The sequence below is a fragment of the Neobacillus sp. NRS-1170 genome, from assembly GCF_050468025.1.
Map to the genome: position 1 here is coordinate 128,740 of NZ_JBITPF010000011.1, position 18,233 is coordinate 146,972.

At 38.7% G+C, this 18,233-nt stretch carries 20 protein-coding genes and 1 riboswitch; of the genes, 6 read left to right on the forward strand and 14 right to left on the reverse strand.

Annotated features, from left to right (window positions below; genetic code table 11):
- Positions 1–10: 10 nt before the first annotated feature.
- From sat to ACIFOT_RS04255, 4 genes are all read right to left on the reverse strand, one after another.
- A complete protein-coding gene (sat, locus tag ACIFOT_RS04240) occupies positions 11–1,159 on the reverse strand; it encodes a sulfate adenylyltransferase (protein ID WP_430062021.1) in 1,149 nt (382 codons plus the stop codon).
- Between the two features lie 5 nt (positions 1,160–1,164).
- Positions 1,165–2,295 carry an inorganic phosphate transporter gene (locus ACIFOT_RS04245; protein ID WP_430062286.1) on the reverse strand — a complete coding sequence of 377 codons (1,131 nt, stop codon included), beginning with the start codon at positions 2,293–2,295 and terminating at the stop codon, positions 1,165–1,167.
- Positions 2,270–2,986, reverse strand: coding sequence for a phosphoadenylyl-sulfate reductase (locus ACIFOT_RS04250; protein ID WP_430062024.1), 717 nt, complete (start codon positions 2,984–2,986; stop codon positions 2,270–2,272). The genes ACIFOT_RS04245 and ACIFOT_RS04250 overlap by 26 nt, the downstream gene beginning before the upstream one ends.
- 81 nt (positions 2,987–3,067) lie before the next feature.
- Positions 3,068–3,178, reverse strand: coding sequence for a YezD family protein (locus ACIFOT_RS04255; RefSeq protein WP_430062288.1), 111 nt, complete (start codon positions 3,176–3,178; stop codon positions 3,068–3,070).
- A 113-nt stretch (positions 3,179–3,291) separates the two neighbouring features.
- Positions 3,292–3,392, reverse strand: a riboswitch (SAM riboswitch).
- 165 nt (positions 3,393–3,557) lie between these two features.
- On the opposite strand from ACIFOT_RS04255, the gene ACIFOT_RS04260 reads away from it, so the two are divergent.
- Entirely contained in the window at positions 3,558–4,415 is an 858-nt protein-coding gene (locus tag ACIFOT_RS04260; protein WP_430062027.1) for an MBL fold metallo-hydrolase, read from the forward strand.
- Positions 4,416–4,589: 174 nt separating this feature from the next.
- Here the strand turns inward: ACIFOT_RS04260 and htpG are convergent, their stop codons facing one another.
- From htpG to ACIFOT_RS04285, 5 genes are all read right to left on the reverse strand, one after another.
- On the reverse strand, positions 4,590–6,467 hold the full coding sequence (htpG, locus tag ACIFOT_RS04265) for a molecular chaperone HtpG (protein WP_430062291.1): 1,878 nt from the start codon (positions 6,465–6,467) through the stop codon (positions 4,590–4,592).
- 171 nt (positions 6,468–6,638) lie between these two features.
- Positions 6,639–8,591, reverse strand: a complete 1,953-nt coding sequence (locus ACIFOT_RS04270) for an LTA synthase family protein (RefSeq protein ID WP_430062030.1) — start codon at positions 8,589–8,591, stop codon at positions 6,639–6,641.
- Between the two features lie 292 nt (positions 8,592–8,883).
- Positions 8,884–9,654, reverse strand: coding sequence for a L,D-transpeptidase family protein (locus tag ACIFOT_RS04275; protein WP_430062033.1), 771 nt, complete (start codon positions 9,652–9,654; stop codon positions 8,884–8,886).
- Positions 9,655–9,833: 179 nt separating this feature from the next.
- Positions 9,834–11,459, reverse strand: coding sequence for a flavin-containing monooxygenase (locus tag ACIFOT_RS04280; protein WP_430062036.1), 1,626 nt, complete (start codon positions 11,457–11,459; stop codon positions 9,834–9,836).
- A gap of 32 nt (positions 11,460–11,491) precedes the next feature.
- On the reverse strand, positions 11,492–12,439 hold the full coding sequence (locus tag ACIFOT_RS04285) for an alpha/beta hydrolase (RefSeq protein ID WP_430062038.1): 948 nt from the start codon (positions 12,437–12,439) through the stop codon (positions 11,492–11,494).
- Between the two features lie 146 nt (positions 12,440–12,585).
- Between ACIFOT_RS04285 and ACIFOT_RS04290 the strand changes: the two genes are divergently transcribed.
- The 3 genes from ACIFOT_RS04290 to ACIFOT_RS04300 all read left to right on the forward strand — a co-directional run bounded on the left by ACIFOT_RS04290 (position 12,586) and on the right by ACIFOT_RS04300 (position 14,279).
- The gene (locus tag ACIFOT_RS04290) at positions 12,586–13,281 is read left to right on the forward strand and encodes a LuxR C-terminal-related transcriptional regulator (RefSeq protein ID WP_430062041.1); all 696 of its coding nucleotides are present in this window, start codon (positions 12,586–12,588) and stop codon (positions 13,279–13,281) included.
- 38 nt (positions 13,282–13,319) lie between these two features.
- Positions 13,320–13,754 carry a DMT family transporter gene (locus ACIFOT_RS04295; protein WP_430062044.1) on the forward strand — a complete coding sequence of 145 codons (435 nt, stop codon included), beginning with the start codon at positions 13,320–13,322 and terminating at the stop codon, positions 13,752–13,754.
- Between the two features lie 144 nt (positions 13,755–13,898).
- Positions 13,899–14,279, forward strand: coding sequence for a hypothetical protein (locus tag ACIFOT_RS04300; RefSeq protein ID WP_430062047.1), 381 nt, complete (start codon positions 13,899–13,901; stop codon positions 14,277–14,279).
- 1 nt (position 14,280) lies between these two features.
- On the opposite strand, the gene ACIFOT_RS04305 is transcribed toward ACIFOT_RS04300, so the two are convergent.
- Positions 14,281–14,790, reverse strand: a complete 510-nt coding sequence (locus ACIFOT_RS04305; RefSeq protein WP_430062050.1) for a hypothetical protein — start codon at positions 14,788–14,790, stop codon at positions 14,281–14,283.
- A 128-nt stretch (positions 14,791–14,918) separates the two neighbouring features.
- On the opposite strand from ACIFOT_RS04305, the gene ACIFOT_RS04310 reads away from it, so the two are divergent.
- Together ACIFOT_RS04310 and ACIFOT_RS04315 are read left to right on the forward strand one after the other, a co-directional pair.
- Entirely contained in the window at positions 14,919–15,128 is a 210-nt protein-coding gene (locus ACIFOT_RS04310) for a hypothetical protein (RefSeq protein ID WP_430062054.1), read from the forward strand.
- A gap of 2 nt (positions 15,129–15,130) precedes the next feature.
- Positions 15,131–15,412: a hypothetical protein gene (locus ACIFOT_RS04315; protein ID WP_430062058.1), complete on the forward strand. Its 282-nt coding sequence runs from the start codon at positions 15,131–15,133 to the stop codon at positions 15,410–15,412.
- Between the two features lie 38 nt (positions 15,413–15,450).
- On the opposite strand, the gene ACIFOT_RS04320 is transcribed toward ACIFOT_RS04315, so the two are convergent.
- The 4 genes from ACIFOT_RS04320 to ACIFOT_RS04335 form a co-directional block, all read right to left on the reverse strand.
- Positions 15,451–15,699, reverse strand: a complete 249-nt coding sequence (locus ACIFOT_RS04320; RefSeq protein WP_430062061.1) for a hypothetical protein — start codon at positions 15,697–15,699, stop codon at positions 15,451–15,453.
- A 112-nt stretch (positions 15,700–15,811) separates the two neighbouring features.
- Positions 15,812–16,534 carry a chitin disaccharide deacetylase gene (gene chbG / locus ACIFOT_RS04325; protein WP_430062064.1) on the reverse strand — a complete coding sequence of 241 codons (723 nt, stop codon included), beginning with the start codon at positions 16,532–16,534 and terminating at the stop codon, positions 15,812–15,814.
- A 42-nt stretch (positions 16,535–16,576) separates the two neighbouring features.
- Positions 16,577–16,885, reverse strand: a complete 309-nt coding sequence (locus tag ACIFOT_RS04330) for a PTS lactose/cellobiose transporter subunit IIA (RefSeq protein WP_430062066.1) — start codon at positions 16,883–16,885, stop codon at positions 16,577–16,579.
- Positions 16,873–18,213 (reverse strand): 6-phospho-beta-glucosidase, encoded by a 1,341-nt coding sequence (locus ACIFOT_RS04335; protein ID WP_430062069.1) that lies wholly within the window; start codon positions 18,211–18,213, stop codon positions 16,873–16,875. Before ACIFOT_RS04335 ends, ACIFOT_RS04330 begins: the two co-directional genes overlap by 13 nt.
- Positions 18,214–18,233 lie beyond the last annotated feature (20 nt).

An 18,233-nucleotide genomic window follows, 5' to 3' on the forward strand; every position in this document is an offset into this window, starting at 1 on the left:
TAGTTCACCCTTAAACAGTTGTTTTTTCTCTCATGCCTTCAATTAAAACTTCGACCACTTCTTTTCTGCTGAAGGTTGACGGTGGAAGCTGACCGGCACGTAGTAATTCTCTAACCTTTGTACCAGAAAGAATCACACGATCTTCCTTACCATGCGGGCAAGTTTTATCCGATGCCATACCATCGCATTTTGTGCAGTAGAAGCTATGCTCAAAGAATAAAGGTTTAATTCCAAGCTCTTCTTCTGTAAAATTACTAAAAATGTGCTGTGCATCGTAGGTTCCATAATAGTTGCCTACTCCAGCATGGTCACGGCCTACAATAAAGTGGGTGCAGCCAAAATTCTTCCGGGCAATCGCATGAAAAACTGCTTCCCTAGGACCAGCATATCGCATTGCAGCTGGGTAAACTCCGAGCTGAACACGTTCTTTAGGATAGTAGTTTTCTAGTAATACACGATAGCTTTTAAGGCGGACATCTGCTGGGACATCGTCAGACTTTGTTTCACCAACAAGCGGATTAACAAACAGTCCATCAACCGTCTCAAGAGCAGCTTTTTGAATATACTCATGGGCGCGGTGAATAGGATTACGAGTTTGGAAACCAACTACAGTCTTCCAGCCTTTTTCTTCAAATAACGCACGGGTTTCCTTTGGCTCGAACCAAACATCTCCGAAAACGCCTTTTTCCGGTTTTTTAACTAGGACTACATCTCCGGCAACATAAACAGGGCCTCTTTCAAATAGACGTTTCACACCAGGATGAGCAAGTTCATTTGTCTTATATACTTCAAGAGCTTCTTTCTCTAAGTCTGGCTCATACCATTCAGATACCTTAATAACTCCATAAACTTCATCATTATATTTTAACTTAATTTCCTCACCCGCAACTAGCGTACCTGCAAATTCATAGGATACAGGCAGGGTAACAGGAATCGACCAAATCGTATTATCCGCCAAACGCATATTGCTTACAACAGACTCATAATCTTCTTTCCCAAGGAATCCTTTTAATGGACTAAAAAGCCCAATACCAATCAATTCAAGGTCACTTAATGCAATCGTATCAATATTAAGTACTTTTTCAACATTTGAAAAATCATAGTAAGGATCGAAGGCTTCTACAAGCTTTCCTCCATGAGGTTTTGGTAAAAATGACATAATGATCAACCTTTCTTTACTAGTTTAAATTCATTTGTGATTGTTGTATTGGAAGCCGCACCAGATGGTGAAGACTTTCTCATTAAGGACAGAACTCCGAAGACGGAGATGAGAGCACCAATCATAACTATGATTGGGTAAAAATTTTGGACAATTACTAATTGAATGATCGTATAGGAAAGCACCATTGATAAAACGGGTGAAACAATCCAAACTTTCAACAACTGTACAACGATGTCCTTTTTCAAAACAGATTTCCCATGCTTGGCAAAACCAATTCCTATAATCGAAGACGTAGTGATTTGCGTTAATGGCACCGGTATTCCGAATATGGAAGCAGCAGTGACAATGCTTGCTCCAGTACCTGAAATGACACAGCCTTCTTCTAACTTAAGAGTGGTAATTTTTTTGCCATTTGTTTCAATCACTTTGTGACCAAGAAGGAAAGCACCTAAGGCAACCGCCAGACCGCCCCAAAGAACTCCACTTCCTTTAGACATTAAACCCGCAGCCACTAATGGTCCAACAGCATTTGCCACATTGTTCATTCCTGCTGAAAAGGCTTCGAACAATCCCATGATGATAACCATTACTACCAAAATGGGACCAGCTTTTGACTTTTCAACAAAGGACTTTATTGGTTTTATTTTTAAAAAGCTGGCAGCAAGGATTGCAATCACAAAGGCTGCAAAGGGTGTGAACAGCCAAAACAGGGCAATCCATAAAAGCTTCCCTAGGTATACCGATTGATAGACAATACCTGCGCCAACCACAGAACCTACCGTAACTTCGCTGGTGGATAGCGGAATTCCAAAAACATTTGCTAAAAATAAGGATAATGCTGCTGCGGCTAGCACAATTAAGGCTATCGCATTTGTAAAAGTACTGCTTGGAACAATACCGCTGCCAATTGTTTTGACAACCTCTCCACCACCAAGCCAGGCACCTAGAAAGACTACTATTCCACAAAGGAACAAGGCCACTTGTTTTTTGATTACTCCGGCACCATAGGAAATTCCCATTGAGGCGGCTGCCCCGCTGGCTCCAATATTTACGGCAAAGAATAATCCGATGGTAACAGCAATGATTGTAAGCGTTAGAACCCCCTCCTTACGATGAGTGCAAACCGCACTCAGTCTTGCTGCTTCCGGTCCAGCGTCCTTCACGAGAATCACCATTAGAGCTTACAGGCTGAGTACAAGGAAAACATCCAATACTTGGATAATTTCGATCGTGCAATTCGTTATAAGGAAGGTCTTTCTCGCGGATATAGGACCAGACTTCATCCCATGTCCAGTGAATCAATGGACAAATTTTAATATTTTCAAATTTGTCATCCTTGTTAAGAAATTGAGTATTCTGCCTTGTTGGTGACTGCTCGCGGCGAAGCCCCGAGATCCAAGCTTCCTTCTGGGTCAGCGTTTCCCTTAACGGAATTACTTTTCGAATTTGACAGCATTGGTTTGGATCCCGTTTCCATAAAGCTGATCCATATTGGGCAGATTGTTCATCCAATGTAAGTGCCGGCTGTTTCTTTTCAATTTTCAATGTAGGGAAACGGGCTTGGATTTTATCAATGACATCATAGGTTTCCAAAAAATGCAGCCCTGTGTCTAAAAAAACAATATGGGCATCTGGTTTCACCTGGTGAATCAAATCAATTAATACAATTGCTTCCGCACCAAAACTGGATGCATAAACAATTTTCTCTTCTTGATAATTGTTATAGGCCCACTTTAGAACGCCAAGAGCACCCTTGGTTTCATCTTCTATAGAAAACGAATCTGAAATTTGATTCCAATTTTCATAAGTTACTGAACTCGTCATTTCTTATTAGCCTCCTCTCAGTCTATAAAAAAAGCAGTCTTCCATCAGAATTTTGGTGAAGACCGCCTCTAGTTTTTCTAGTCAGCGTGTTTTATTCGATTGAATACGAACCTTTTCATTTTTCTCAATTTGTATTACCTTGCCATCTTGAACCACTAGGGTGATGGATCCGAATTTTAATGTGCCAAGCATTTGCTCAAGGTGTGAAGCAATTTCTTGCCATTCTGATGGTTTCAGATAATTCGCCCCCCTTTTCACAAAAACGCCTCTCCCATTAAGGAAAGGCGTCTTCAATTATGTAAAACACCTTATCTCCCAAAATGAGCACATTTTGCTGGAATTGGCACCTTTCTTCGTAGGTTGCCGGGCTTCAACGGGCCAGTCCCTCAGCCGCTCTAGATAAGCGATATTTAGTTGATGTCATTAATCCTACTATACCAATAGGGATTCGTCAATATAAATGATTAAAATATTTTAACAATTTATTTTGTTTAAATAACTGTGATTAGAATAAATGAAGTATGCTGGGAAAAAACTACTTTCAAACCATTTAATGATAAGGAGATTCCCAATGGATAAAGAACTATCGTATGGAGATGATTATAAATTTATTCCCGCCACTTCTATAAGCAGCGGTGTTGGGATTAATGTATTACCAGATTTGTATTGTCACACCATTCAGATTGTCAATATTTGCATAGTTGGTAACCCTGATTCAGGGGCATTTTTATTGGTTGATGCAGGTATGCCTGGATCTGCCGATGAAATTATCTCGGCAACGGAGGAGCGTTTTGGTACTGGCTGCAGGCCGCAAGCGATTATTTTAACACACGGACATTTTGACCATGTGGGTGCGATTATTGAGTTAGTCAATCATTGGAGAGTCCCAGTTTATGCACATGAAATGGAATTACCTTATTTAACAGGTAAAGAAAGCTATCCAGAACCAGATCCGACTGTAGAAGGCGGAATGGTGGCGAAGATGTCTCCTATATTTCCAAATGAGCCAATCAATCTTGGAACGAGAGTTGAAAAACTCCCTTCTGATGGAAGCGTCCCACATTTGCCTGGATTCCGCTGGATCCATACACCAGGACATACTCCTGGTCATGTTTCCTTTTTCAGAGAGGAAGACCGCGCTTTAATTGCCGGTGATGCTTTTATTAATGTAAAACAGGATTCGTTGTATAAGGTCATTACTCAGGAACAAGGTATAAATGGGCCCCCGAGATACTTTACAACCGATTGGCAGGCAGCCTGGGAATCAGTTAAAAAATTGGAAGCATTGAAGCCCTCTGTTGCTGTAACAGGCCATGGATTCCCAGTGACTGGAGACGTGTTAGAGGATGGATTGAAAAGACTTGTATGCGAGTTTGATCGAATCGCAATTCCGGATTATGGTAAATATGTGGATGGTAATTTGCATTAAAAACAAAGTTATAATAAGTTCGGTGTTTTCATTTACCGTTGAAGCTTGTTTTTTTGATTTTCAGGCAATGAAACGCACTTTCATTTACCGCAGATACCTTTTTTTTTGATTTTCGGGCAATAAAACGCTCTTCAAATAAAAAGGATTGCAAGCCTCGCTTGCAATCCTTTTTATTTATATCATGATTTTGCAAATATCGTTTGTAAACTCAACTGGGTCATTGATTGGAAGACCTTCAATTAACAGGGCCTGATTATACAACAGGCTCGTGTATAAAGACAATTTTTCTTTATCGTTCGCAAATGAATCTTTTAACGACTTGAATACTTCGTGATTTGTATTAATCTCTAATACCTTATCAGCTTTAATATTTTGGTTGCCAGGCATGGCTTTCAAAATTTTCTCCATCTCAATCGTGACTTCACCATCAGTGGTTAAACATACCGGATGGGTCTTTAATCTTTTTGAAACTCTAACATCCGTTACTTTGCCGGATAAGATGTTTTTCATATATTCAAACAGGTCCTTGTTTTCCGTCTCTTCTCCTGAATCATTTTGCTTTTCATCTGCCTCAATTCCGAGATCACCGCTAGAGACAGATTTGAATTCTTTTTCCTTGTAGTTCATAAGCATTTTGATCGCAAACTCGTCAATATCATCGGTGAAATATATAATCTCATAACCTTTGTCTGCCACTAGCTCAGTCTGCGGCAATTTTTCAATTCTTTCAATGGAATCACCGGTAGCATAATAAATATATTTCTGATCCTCCGGCATTCTTGAAACATATTCATCTAAGGTTACCATTTTCTTTTCCTTAGAAGAATAGAACATCAATAGATCCTGCAGTTCTTCTTTATGTGTTCCGAAATCACTGTAAACACCGTATTTTAACTGTCGCCCAAATGACTTGTAAAACTCATCATATTTTTCGCGTTCATTTTTCAATAAAGCTTGCAATTCGCTTTTGATTTTCTTGCTGATATTTTTCGCGATCAGCTTTAACTGGCGGTCATGCTGCAGCATTTCACGTGAAATATTCAGTGATAAATCCTCTGAGTCGACCATACCTTTGACAAAGCTAAAGTAGTCCGGAAGTAAATCAGAGCATTTGTTCATAATTAATACTCCACTGGAATAAAGCTCTAAGCCCTTTTCAAATTCAGGTGAATAGTAGTCGAACGGAATGTTTTCCGGGATATAAAGGATGGCATTATATCTTACTGCCCCATCAACACTGATATGGATATGCTTTAATGGCTTATCAAAACCATAATGCTTTTCTGCATAGAAATTAGCATAATCTTCATCAGTCAGGTCCTTTTTGTTCTTGCGCCAAATTGGAACCATACTATTGATGGTTTGTTCTTCTTGATAATCTTCGTATTCATTTTCGCTGCCTTCTTTAAGTCTTTTTGAAGAAACCTCCATTTTAATTGGGTAGCGAATAAAGTCTGAGTATTTTTTAATGATCGATTTTAAACGATATTCCTCTAAATACTCATCGTAATTCTCGTCTTCGGTATTCTCTTTAATTTTCAAAATTATTTCCGTACCTACGGAATCTTTCTCACATGGAACAATCGTATATCCTTCCGCTCCTCTGGATTCCCATTTGTAGGCCGTATCGCTGCCTAACGCTTTGCTAGTAACGGTAACAACGTCAGCCACCATAAAGGCAGAATAAAACCCGACACCAAATTGACCAATGATTTCATGGCCATCTTTCACTTCATTTTCGCTTTTAAAGGCTAATGAGCCGCTCTTGGCAATGGTTCCAAGATTATTTTCAAGCTCTTCCTTTGTCATCCCAATTCCAGTATCGGTGATTGTCAGGGTCCTGACTGCATTATCAGCATTTACCTTTATGTAGTAGCTATCTTTATCAAAGGTTAAAGAATCATCTGTTAACGCTTTATAATAGAGTTTGTCAATGGCATCGCTTGCATTGGAGATTAACTCTCTTAGAAAAATCTCACGATGAGTATAAATGGAGTTAATCATCATGTCTAATAGTCGTTTGGATTCAGCTTGAAACTGTTTTGTTTCCATCATTTAAGATATCCCCTTTCAAATTTGAAAAATCAATTCCTTAATATACTCGTTAGCACTCCATCTCTTTGAGTGCTAACCATTATTTTAAATATCATAAATATTTTACTTAGTCAATCCCTGTAAGGGAAATATACAAAAAACTGCCCAAGTTAAGCTCGGGCAGCTGGCTTATTTATTGGAATCCGTTTTATCTTTTTTATTATAATCGTATTTTGAACGATCAACTGGAGTAAAGTTTTGAGGGGTGTAGAAACGTAATAAATCCCCATTCACAACCTTATCCGAAAGTAATAATTTTTCTTCTACGATTTTCTGGTCTTTCTTAGCCTCTTCTACCTGATCATCATCTAATTTCATCCCGCTATTGGAATTATAGAATTTACCACCAACAGAGGTAATCGTTGGACTAACAAAATCTCCATTGCGGAATGGAATCAAATCATCGTGCTGTTCTGACAACAAATCAGTACCAAATTGAATATAATTTTTTGTATCAATACCTAACAAATGCAGCAGTGTAGGAAGAATATCAACTTGTCCGCCATATTCGTGGCTTACTCCGCCTTCCATACCGGGTACACGAATGAAGAAAGGTACACGTTGTAATCCAGAGCTTTCAAAAGGAGTAATTTCTTTTCCTAGCACTTTTTCCATAGCTTTATTATGGTTTTCTGAAATACCGTAGTGGTCACCGTACATAATAATAATGGAATGATCATATAGTCCTGATTTCTTCAAGTAATCAAAGAATTGCTTTAATGCTTCGTCTGCATAACGGGCAGTCTGGAAATACGTATCAACTGATTTATCTCCTGTAGTAGCCGGTGCTATCGTCGCCTCTTTTTCGTCAAGAGGGTAAGGATAGTGATTCGATACGGTGATAAATTTTGTATAGAATGGCTTCGGCAATGTTTCTAATAATGGAATGGATTGATTAAAGAAAGGCTTGTCCATCAGTCCATATTCCGCTAAGTTACCAGTGTCCATCTTATAGTATTGTGAATCAAAGAATTTGTCATAACCAAACGATTTATAAATTTCATTTCTGTTCCAGAAGCTTCCAGAATTCCCATGGAAAACGGCAGAAGTATATCCATTCTGTCCTAAGATAGCTGGAGCTGCCTGGTACGTATTTAAACCTTTAGTAGTAAAAGCCGAGCCTTGTGGTAACCCGAATAACGAGTTTTCCAGCATAAATTCTGCATCAGACGTTTTACCTTGGGCGGTCTGATGGAAAAAGTTATCGAAATATAGAGTATTCTTATCTTTCGTTAATGAATTTAAAAATGGAGTCACTTCTTCTCCATTTAACTTGTAATTAATCAGGAAGTTTTGCATGGATTCAAGATGTAAATAAATCACATTCATGCCTTTACCGGCACCAAAGTATTTCGGATTCGGACTAGCATAATTTGATTGCGTATAATTGAGGACTTCTGTAACGTCATCACTGTTTGCCATAACTCTTTGAGCAGATGCTTTTGTACTATTAACTGCATCGTAAATCGTATAATTATACATCCCTAAATACTTCACAATATAGTTACGGTCAAATCCTCTTGTCAATAATTGCGGACGATCAACTTCAGCTAATGCAAGATTGAAACATGAAATGAACAATGTAATGGAAAATAAGGCAGCTAATTTATGGCGGCCCATATCTTTGACCTCAAGTTTTACAAAACGAAAGGCCATTAAAGCAATCAAAACAACGATATCCACAAAAAACAAATAATCATAAGGCCTTAATAAGGAAGTAACACTGCTGCTTACGTCACCAAAATTTTGGGTCTGAGTTAATGTCGGGAGTGTAATAAAATCATTAAAGAAACGATAATAAACAACATTGGCATATAAAAGAAACGACAAGAAAAAGTCTATAATAATTAACCAAATATATTTTTTACGGCCCTTAAAAAAGAATGCCAATCCTAAAAACAAAAGAGATGATCCCAATGGATTAATAAATAATAAAAACTTTTGTAAATAATTTTCTATGCCTAAGTCAAACTGTGTTAGTTGGACTATATATGTTTTTATCCAAAGGAAAAATACAGCCAAAAAGAAAAAGCCAACATATTTATTAAAAATACCTTGACCTTTTTGAAACAAAGTATTCATTTATTAACACCTACCTTATAGTACATATTACATACTTTTAAAATACAGTTCTATATCATATTCAATCCAATCCAACTATCATTTATCATAACTACTAAATATGTCCTATTTATGAACAAATTATGAAATAAGGAGAATTTTTAATAAAAAAGGCTCTTTTAAACTTTGTTGTTGATTTGCGCTCCAGTCGGTTCGCTTCAATCAACAATGTTAAAAATCAACAATGCCCTTTAACAGAACCAATAAAAAAACGCACTAAAGAAGAATCCATAGTGCGTTGATGTTCGATATTTTATTGAATGCCTAGTGCTTTTTTCGTTACTGGTCCAGCAATACCATCGACTGTCAGCTTTCGGGCTTTTTGAAATTGTCGCAGAGCATTTTCGGTATTTACTCCAAAAATTCCATCTGTCCCTTTCGTATTATATCCTAGGGAAGTCAGCTTTTGTTGAAGATCCATTACGGCTGGACCCTGGCTGCCTCTCTTAAGGATACCTCCATTTGTACTTACTGGTACTGCCGGTGTACTAGACCCTCCTGAAACCTTATATCCATTGGCTGCAGCGATTGAATTAAAGGATTTTCCCGATGAGGTGATTACAACTGGAGTATTGATTGGCACTTGACTGAATAGCCACTCTACCTCATTATCATACATCCGAATACAGCCGCTGCTCACATAACCGCCGATGGAGCTTGGATTATTATTTCCATGAATGGCATACGTTGTTCCCCATGTCCCTCGTGCATTTAGTCCGAGCCAGCGGTTACCAAGGGGATTACGCGGGTCTCCTCCAGATATATGGCCTGTATAGTATGGCCTGTTCACAATCTTATTGACAATTTTAAATTTCCCTTCCGGCGTTAATGATTGGCTTCTTCCCGTCCCAACTTTAAACTCGCGGATAAATCGACCATTGTCATAGTACGCAAGACGGTTATTTGCCTTATTAATGATAATAAGCTTGCCCACAGAAGCCGCATACGCCGAGGGAATCCCAAAAGTGAAACTTGCCAACATCAACAAAACCACAACAAACAGTATACCCCATCTTCTTGGCACTGCTACCCCTCCAATACGATGTTTAAATGACCAATCCGTGTATCATATGTTGGAGAGGCTTGTTAAAATTACAATAATATTAAAATTATTACATTTTCCCAAAAAATAAAAAAACCCAAATATTAGACACTTTTTTATTTCAGTGGCAATCATTTGGGTTTTTTTTAGTTATCTCACTATTAAGGTACAGGCTTTTTTGAAGGCTTCATAGTAAACCCTTCATAACCTTTTTCCGCAATTTCGTCGCACTTTTGGCGGTAAGCTCCAACACCGCCAAGATAAATCAAAAATCTGCGCGGTTTTCCAGGAATATTCGCCCCCGTATACCAAGAGTCAGTCTTTGTAAATAGTGTTGCCTCTGCAACCTCTCTGCAATGTTGACTCCATGCTTCTTCAGCATCAACATTAGCCTCAATTGTTTCCATACCATTTTCTCGAAGATACTCAATGCAATCTCCTATCCATTCGACGTGTTGTTCAATTGACACAGGCATGTTGCTTAGGACGGAAGGACTTTCTGGACCAGTAATCATAAAGAAATTAGGAAAACCAGCTTTGGCTACTCCAAGGTAGGTTCTTGTCTGGGCTCCTCCCATCCATTTTTCCTTAAGGGACACACCATCTTTACCCCTGATATCCATTTTTAACAATGGTCCTGTCATACCATCGAAACCGGTTGCAAGTACAATCGCGTCAAGCTCATACTCTGCTTCAGTGGTTTTGATCCCCTTCTGTGTAATTTCCACAATAGGCGAACTTTTCACATCAACTAATGAAACATTGTCACGGTTAAATGTTTCATAATAATTGGTATCAATGATTGGCCTTTTAGTTCCGTAATAATAAGAGGGAAGCAGCTTTTGGGCCATTTCTGGTTTTTTAACAATTTCGCAAATTTTAGACCGGATGAATTCAGCTGCCGTTTCGTTAGCTGCTTCATTTATGGTGATGTCATAATAGGAGCTAAAAATGCCTAAACCGCCATTCTCCCAGGCGTCGTTGTATACCCGCTCACGTTCTTCTTTGGAAACTTCAAGTGCCGACTTGGTTGGAATAGGTACAGGCTGGCCTCCTTGGGACTCCCGCATTTGCTTCTTGATTTCATTAAAGTTTTCTTTTGATTGCCGGATGTATTCTGGGGCATAGGGATGGTTCCTCGCCGGTGCACTGTACTGTGGAGTCCGTTGGAAGACTGTAAGATGACCCGCCTCCTCAGCAATTACTGGGATTGCCTGGACTCCACTTGAGCCAGTTCCGATGATTCCAACCCGTTTACCCGTGAAATCAACTTTCTCATGCGGCCAGTGCCCTGTATGGTACCGCTCACCTTTAAAATTTTCTAAGCCCTTAAAATTAGGCAGATTGGCAGCAGAAAGACAACCCACGCCGGTGATAAAATACTTAGCCGTCACAGTCGTCCCATCATCTAACTGGATCTGCCAGTTATTTTGATCCTCATCGTATTGAGCCCCCGTGATGCGGGTTTTAAACTGGATATCGGGACGCAATTTGAATTTGTCCGCAACGAAGTTAAGGTACTTCAGTATTTCCGGCTGTTCAGGATATCGTGATGACCAGGTCCATTCTTTATAAAGTTCTTCCGAAAAAGTGTAGTTATAGTAGATGCTTTCCGAGTCACAGCGCGCTCCAGGGTAGCGATTCCAATACCAAGTGCCTCCAACCCCTTCTCCTGCCTCAAAAACCCGAGTGGAAAAACCTGCCTCGCGTAAGCGATACAGCATATATAAACCCGAAAAGCCTGCCCCAACGACAACCGCGTCGAAATTGTTAAGCTTATTGGCCATTTATCCCTACCCCCCACACAAAGTATTTTTGATCAAACTCTACTAACCTTTTGGTCAATTTCACTTAAAAATTTGGCGAATTTAGAAATAGATTCTTTAATTCTCTCAGGGAAAACAGCCATATTAGTAAAATATCCGTGGACTAAACCTGCTTCAATTGTCGTTTCAACTCTTACTCCAGCCTGCTTAAGGCGTTCCGCATAGGCCAATCCTTCATCTCTTAGAACGTCATTTTCTGCTGTTAGGACGTATGCAGGAGGTAAATCGGTTAAATCCTCAGCCAATAATGGCGCCACATATTTATTTTTTGTTTCCTCTTCACTATTAATATAGTAATTCCCAAACCAAATCATCAAATCCCGATCCAAACCAAATCCGTTTTCGAATTCTTGATAGGATTTCGTGTCGTAACCAAGGGCTGTTACTGGATAAATCAATACTTGTGCCGCTATCTTTGGTCCATTTTGTTCCTTTGCAAGCAATGAAACGACAGCAGAAAGGTTTCCACCAGCACTATCGCCACCCACTACAAGATTGGAAGCGTTTCCATTTAAAGACACAGCATTTTCACTTACCCACTTCAAAGCTGCATAGCTATCTTCAACAGGCACTGGGAACTTAAATTCCGGAGCCAGTCTATAATCCACCGAAACTACAACTCTTCCTGTCCTATTAGCAATCATTCGGCAGCTGGCATCTGAGGTTTCGAGATCCCCGATCACCCAGCCTCCGCCATGGTAATAAACAAAGAGAGGAAATGGTCCTTGGCCTTCAGGGGTATAAATTCTAACTTTAATTTCAGCATCATCTGCGACAGGAATCATTCTATCCTCCACCTTTGCAAGCGGAGCTAATTCCACTTCAACAGGCGGGGCTAGAGCAAACATTTCTCTAACTGTCTGTGCGTCTAAGGATTGGAGTGCGGGCATTTGGCTAAACATTTCTAAGTATACTTTTGCTTGTGGGTCTAAATTGGCCAAAACACATCTTCCCTTCTTATTTGAATATTTATCATACATTAAGAGATACGATTTCTCATAATGCCTATCTATAGGATATAATTATTTATATAGTTAGAATATTCCCATTTTTATACGTACTATATCCCCTAAAAGGAGTTGATAATTTGACTTCTCAGTATACCTTACAGCAACATATCCATAAGTTGGATAATGCTTCATGCCATGAGGAAAGGTTATATAAAATCCTGGAATCATATATGGAGCTCTTTCCTGTCAAGAATGCCTACTTATTTAGATTTTCTCCATTAGGCTACCTTGGAGAAGGTATTATTTTATTGACCCAAAATGGAATTGTGCATATAGGCGAAATTCGTGATGATATCCGTTCATTGCCCATCATTTATTCCGCTATTCGTGAGAAAAAAGCCAAGCATTGCACTGGTTTGGATCTGTTGAAGCAAATTAGCAGTAAGTACATAACGACCTCTAACATGAATTCTATCGTGGTTGTACCTATTTGCTACAGGTCTGTGGTTATTGGATATATTTGTTCAAATGAAGTTTCAGGGGAAGCAGTTTTTGACGATAAAACTCTGACAACACTGACCCATTATGGCAAATTAGTCGGAAAATACCTTGAAAAGTCTGAGATTGCTGAGGATTCACAAGTATTAAGCAAACGGGAATTAGAGGTCATGAGAAGAATCGCATGGGGAGAAAGCACAAAAGAAATGGCAGATTCTATGGATATAAGCGAATTGACGGTTAAACAATATGTAAAATCAGCCATCAAAAAGCTGGGAGCGCAAAATCGTTCACATGCTGTCGGAGAACTATTTCGAAAAGGGATTATTTCTTAAAAATTGAAAGCGCTTTATTTAGTGTCGGGGGGAGAAAAATGAAGTGGATTTTTCCATTTATTTCATTTGTCGGTGGTGTTGCAATAGCAATTCAAGCTCAAATTAATGGAGGATTAGGTAAAAAAACAGGGGCCTTAGAAGGCGCATTTATCTCGTTTTCAATAGGATCACTCGCCCTATTCTTTCTTGTCTTGTTCTTTGGCAAAGGCAATCTAGGAGCTATTTTTTCTGTACCAAAATGGCAGCTGTTTGGAGGGTTTCTAGGTGCATTATATGTATGCATCATGGTAATAGTTGTTCCAAAAATCGGAGTAGCCCCTACCATGGTTGCTGTAATAGCAGGGCAATTAATCATTGGAGCCTTAATCGATCATTTTGGACTTTTCGGGGGGAAAACAATTCCAATCGATACAAAAAAGATAATAGCCATTATCCTATTGTTTACTTCTGTCGTACTGTTTCAAAAAAAATAATTTTCTTTAAGGATTCCATTATATTGAATAAACGCATTGTGACATAATCACAATGCGCTTTTTGTTTCACCTTTTAATTCATAACCTGCCGCTCTGATAAATAAACTTTATAAGATAAGTATTGTCCAAACGAGGAGGGAGTTTATGTTTAAATTTTTTTCTTTTAGAAAAAAACAGGAAGAAAGTAAAATAAACTCTCAAATTGAAACGAAACTGGACAGGATTATTGAGTTACTAGAACAAGGTCAAAAGCAGAGCAGCGATAAAAATCTCCATTTTGATCATGTACAAATTGATTACTTAGAGAATATTGTTTTTCGCTTGGATAATATTGAAATTGACGAGTTGAGTGGGAAATTAATCATCGGGAATAATATCAGCAGCACCGAAGACTTGATAGAACCGCTTATTCTTAAGGTTGACAAAGAAAGTGCCAAAAAAGAAGCAAAGTCTGACCACTCTTCTTTTCAACAAGAAAAAATGGTTAAAACCTCAAAAGGATTTCGAGTCCGAAACGATTTATAAATTATTCCTTAACGATATTGGCAATTTTAATATCCTGATCATCAATGAGGGCATCAATTGTATCCTGATCATAGTTCAGATTAAAATTATTTAATAATTGATTGCTATTCCCAAATAAACTTCCTTGCGTATAATTCGCTTTTTGATTCGCATCCATCCCCGTTACATGTCCTTTTCCTACGAAAACAGAGCTATTGTCCACTTGCGTATTTACATTAATGCTATCAAGATTGATACTTGACTCCTGATTTTCTTTCCCTGGTAAGTCAAAAGATAAATTTATATCCCGATCATCAATTGGTGTATCAACAAAATCAGGGTCCAGTAATAAAGAAGTATTTTGGTAGAGAAAATTTGATTGCCCGCTAATATTACCAATTACATAATTATCTTTTCCATGTGCGCTCCAGCCAATCGCATTGTTATGTTCCCCGATAAAAATGCCGGATTGTCTTTGCATAGTTTGGACATTTATACCCCCGATAAAATTGAATTGTGAAGTTTTTAACATAAATGGCTCACCACATTTTAAATTTGTATTAAATTACTTTATGTTTACGGCAGTGGGATGGTGATTTTCCTCAGAATAGTGTCATTAGCCCACTAATTGAATACCCTAATATATAATGAGGCAAGGGGATGGCTACCGTGATTAATCTTACTCTTGGTAATATCGACATCATGAAATTGGGAAAATCCGCTGGCGTTTTTATCGGAAATAAAAACAAGCTTAAAAATTTTCATACCACTGAGGTCACTAATGAAGTAATGGGCGTAATTTCAGGAGATGAAAATTGGATCAGTGAAAATCAATGGGTTACAACCAAAGTAAAAATGGAGGATGAATAATAATGGCGTCCCCTATTTTATCTCCAACTTTTCATATTGGAACAATAAAAATCGGAAGCATTGAAGGAGCATCTTGCTTTAGCATTGGTAACAATTTCATTGAAGACTTTAAAAGCAACAAAAAACATAACCAAGGTCTAGGCAACATCCATGGAGATCGAAACAATCTTGCCCGTACGAGTGCATCGTTAACAAATTATGAACAGGAAGCGGCGAATAGAAAACAACTAAAAGAAGAACACAAATTGCAAAAAATGGCCAAAAAACAAACAACAAACCCATGATTAATAAGGGTTTGTTGTTTTGTAATGATTTATCTTCTCTATACATTTCCACCGATACTTGGTTTAAAGTCTTGGTCAAAAATAACCCCATCCACAACTTCAAAACTATCTGCATTATTAACGAGATTCCCTGTTACAGCATTAAGGTTACCATAAAGTCCCCCAATCCCTAAATTATATTTTCGGTTGGCGTCCATCCCTGTCACGACAGATTCCCCGATAAAGATTGCCGCACTAGGCTGCTGGGAATTAACATTCACCATTCCTAAATTGATTACTGACGGCACTCAATTTCCTCCTATTCCAAACGCTCCGTTACTGTTAACCATTTTATGTTTTAACCAGCATTTCGGTGACGAACAACCCTTAATGGTTAATTTTATTAGGAGAAATGGTTCCTTAAATATGTTCAGCGAATGACAGCAGGTTTATGTTTTTAGGTAATTGAACGGAAGTCAGAATTTCTAGTTCAGTTAATCTTTTATGAGTATAGGAAGACCCATTTAATAAGTGATGATCAAGGTATGCTGGGTGACACATAACTTCAATTGTTAACCCATCATATATCCCATCATTTAACCTGTCAAAGTAATCTGCTCTTACCCCGTCCCCATAGAAATCGGACAAAGAAACATCAGTGAAGGATTCAACATCGGGAATGGAAATGAATCCATTTGGCCGAACCGGCAGCCTGTATTTATGAGATAAGTTTTTAACCACAGGATACAATGCTTTCATGGTATGAACATGGTGGTGACTATCAAGATGGGTCGGTTTTAGACCTGAACGGATAAACCGGTCAATCTGAGCAGTCCACTCTCTTTCTATTTCCTCTAATGAAATATCAGTTGGATTAAATGCCGACAAGGAATAAAAGTACCCCTCTTCATCTACCAAAGATGGTACGTTATCAAGGATGGGTTTCCCGCATGTAAGGGTGAGATGAATTCCTACGTGCAATTCTGGATTATTTTTAGCCAATTGAATCGCATGTTCTGTACCGTCCATATTCATCATCATCGTCGTTGAATTTACAATTCCATACAAAAAGCTGTCAACTATTCCATGGTTTACTCCATGGCTAAAGCCAAAGTCATCAGCGTTAACAATTAAATTAATCATTTTGATTTCACCCTTTAGGTGATTTCTCTTGACGGCTAGGAATCATTTGATTTTCTGATATAGCTCAACCATTTCTGCAGCTAAATCCTTCACTGTTATAGCATTCATTAAATGATCTTGAGCGTGAACCATCAAAAGAGAAATCTCCGTTTTTTCTCCCCTAATTTCCCCCTGTATGAGTGAGGTTTGAATATGATGCGCTTCATTTAAGGCATTTTCTGCTTCCTTTAATTTTCCTTCTGCCTGTTCAAATTCTCCTTGTTTTGCGGCTTGTATGGCTTCCATCGCCGCGCTGCGACCATTACCGCCATGAAGAATGATTTGAAAGATGACCGCCTCTAAATTTTCCATTCTATTTCTCTCCTCTTTTGAAATTGCGGGAGGTAGTCTTTGTGTGCTTCGAGCATCTCGTTTAAGATAACCTTTGCCAGACTATCACTTGGCACAAGAGGGTTAATGGTCATGGCCAGTAATGCCGTTCCATAATCACCACTGATGGCACCTTCAATCGCAACCCTTTCAAAAGATTTTATTTGCTGGACAAGTCCGCGTATTTGTATTGGTAATTCACCAACAGAAATAGGTTTTGGTCCATCCTTTGTAATAATACAGCTAAGTTCAACTGCTGAATCATAGGGCAGACTTGAAATAGCACCTCTATTAATCGTGTTAACTGCCTGTATGTCCCGTTTATCCGTATACATTGAGTGAATCAGCCGAACAGCAGCATCGCTATAGTAAGCACCGCCTCTTTTCTCTAATTGAGGAGGCTTAATGGCTAAATCAGGGTCTTTATATAGCTCAAACAGTTCATCCTCCAGCTTTTTTACAACCTCTGCGCGTGTGCCGCCATCTTTATAGTTTTTCAATTCTTTTTCTAACATTTCTCCAGATTTATAATAGTAGTTATGATACGGGCACGGAAAAACATCTAAAGCTTTCAGAAATTCAGGCTCCCATCCCATTGCATGGATGTTTTGCATGGTGATGCTGTTCTTCGGGTCATTAATGAGGGAAAAAACCTGATCTTTAACAGATACACCATCGACAAAAACATCTAATCCGTAAACCATGTGATTTAATCCAGCAAAATCAATTCTGACTCTGTGATGGTCCACTCCTAATAGATTGGCAACGCCCATTTCCATCCCGATAGGTACATTACACAGCCCTACAACTCTATGAATATTACTGTAACGAAGCACAGCCTCCGTAACCATACCTGCCGGATTGGTAAAATTGATAAGCCAGGCATTGGGACAAAGCTCCTCTATATCCCGGCAAATATCAAGAATAACAGGTATGGTCCTAAAGGCTTTAAATAAACCTCCTGGCCCATTTGTTTCCTGACCAAGTACACCATGCTTTAATGGAATACTTTCATCTTTTTTACGAGCATCCAGTAAACCTACACGAAATTGAGTCGTTACGAAATCGGCAGACTTTAATGCTTCTTTACGATCTAAGGTCATATTGATTTTAATCGGAACTCCTGCTTTTTGGACCATTCTTTTTGCTAGATTTCCGACGATTTCAAGCTTTTCCTTCCCTTCCTCAACATCAACCAGCCATAGTTCGCTTACAGGAAGTTCAGGATAATATTTAATAAAACCTTCTATTAATTCAGGGGTATAACTGGAGCCTCCCCCTATCGTTACAATTTTTAAACCTTTTTTCATTCTTCCTCACCTCTGGTTGC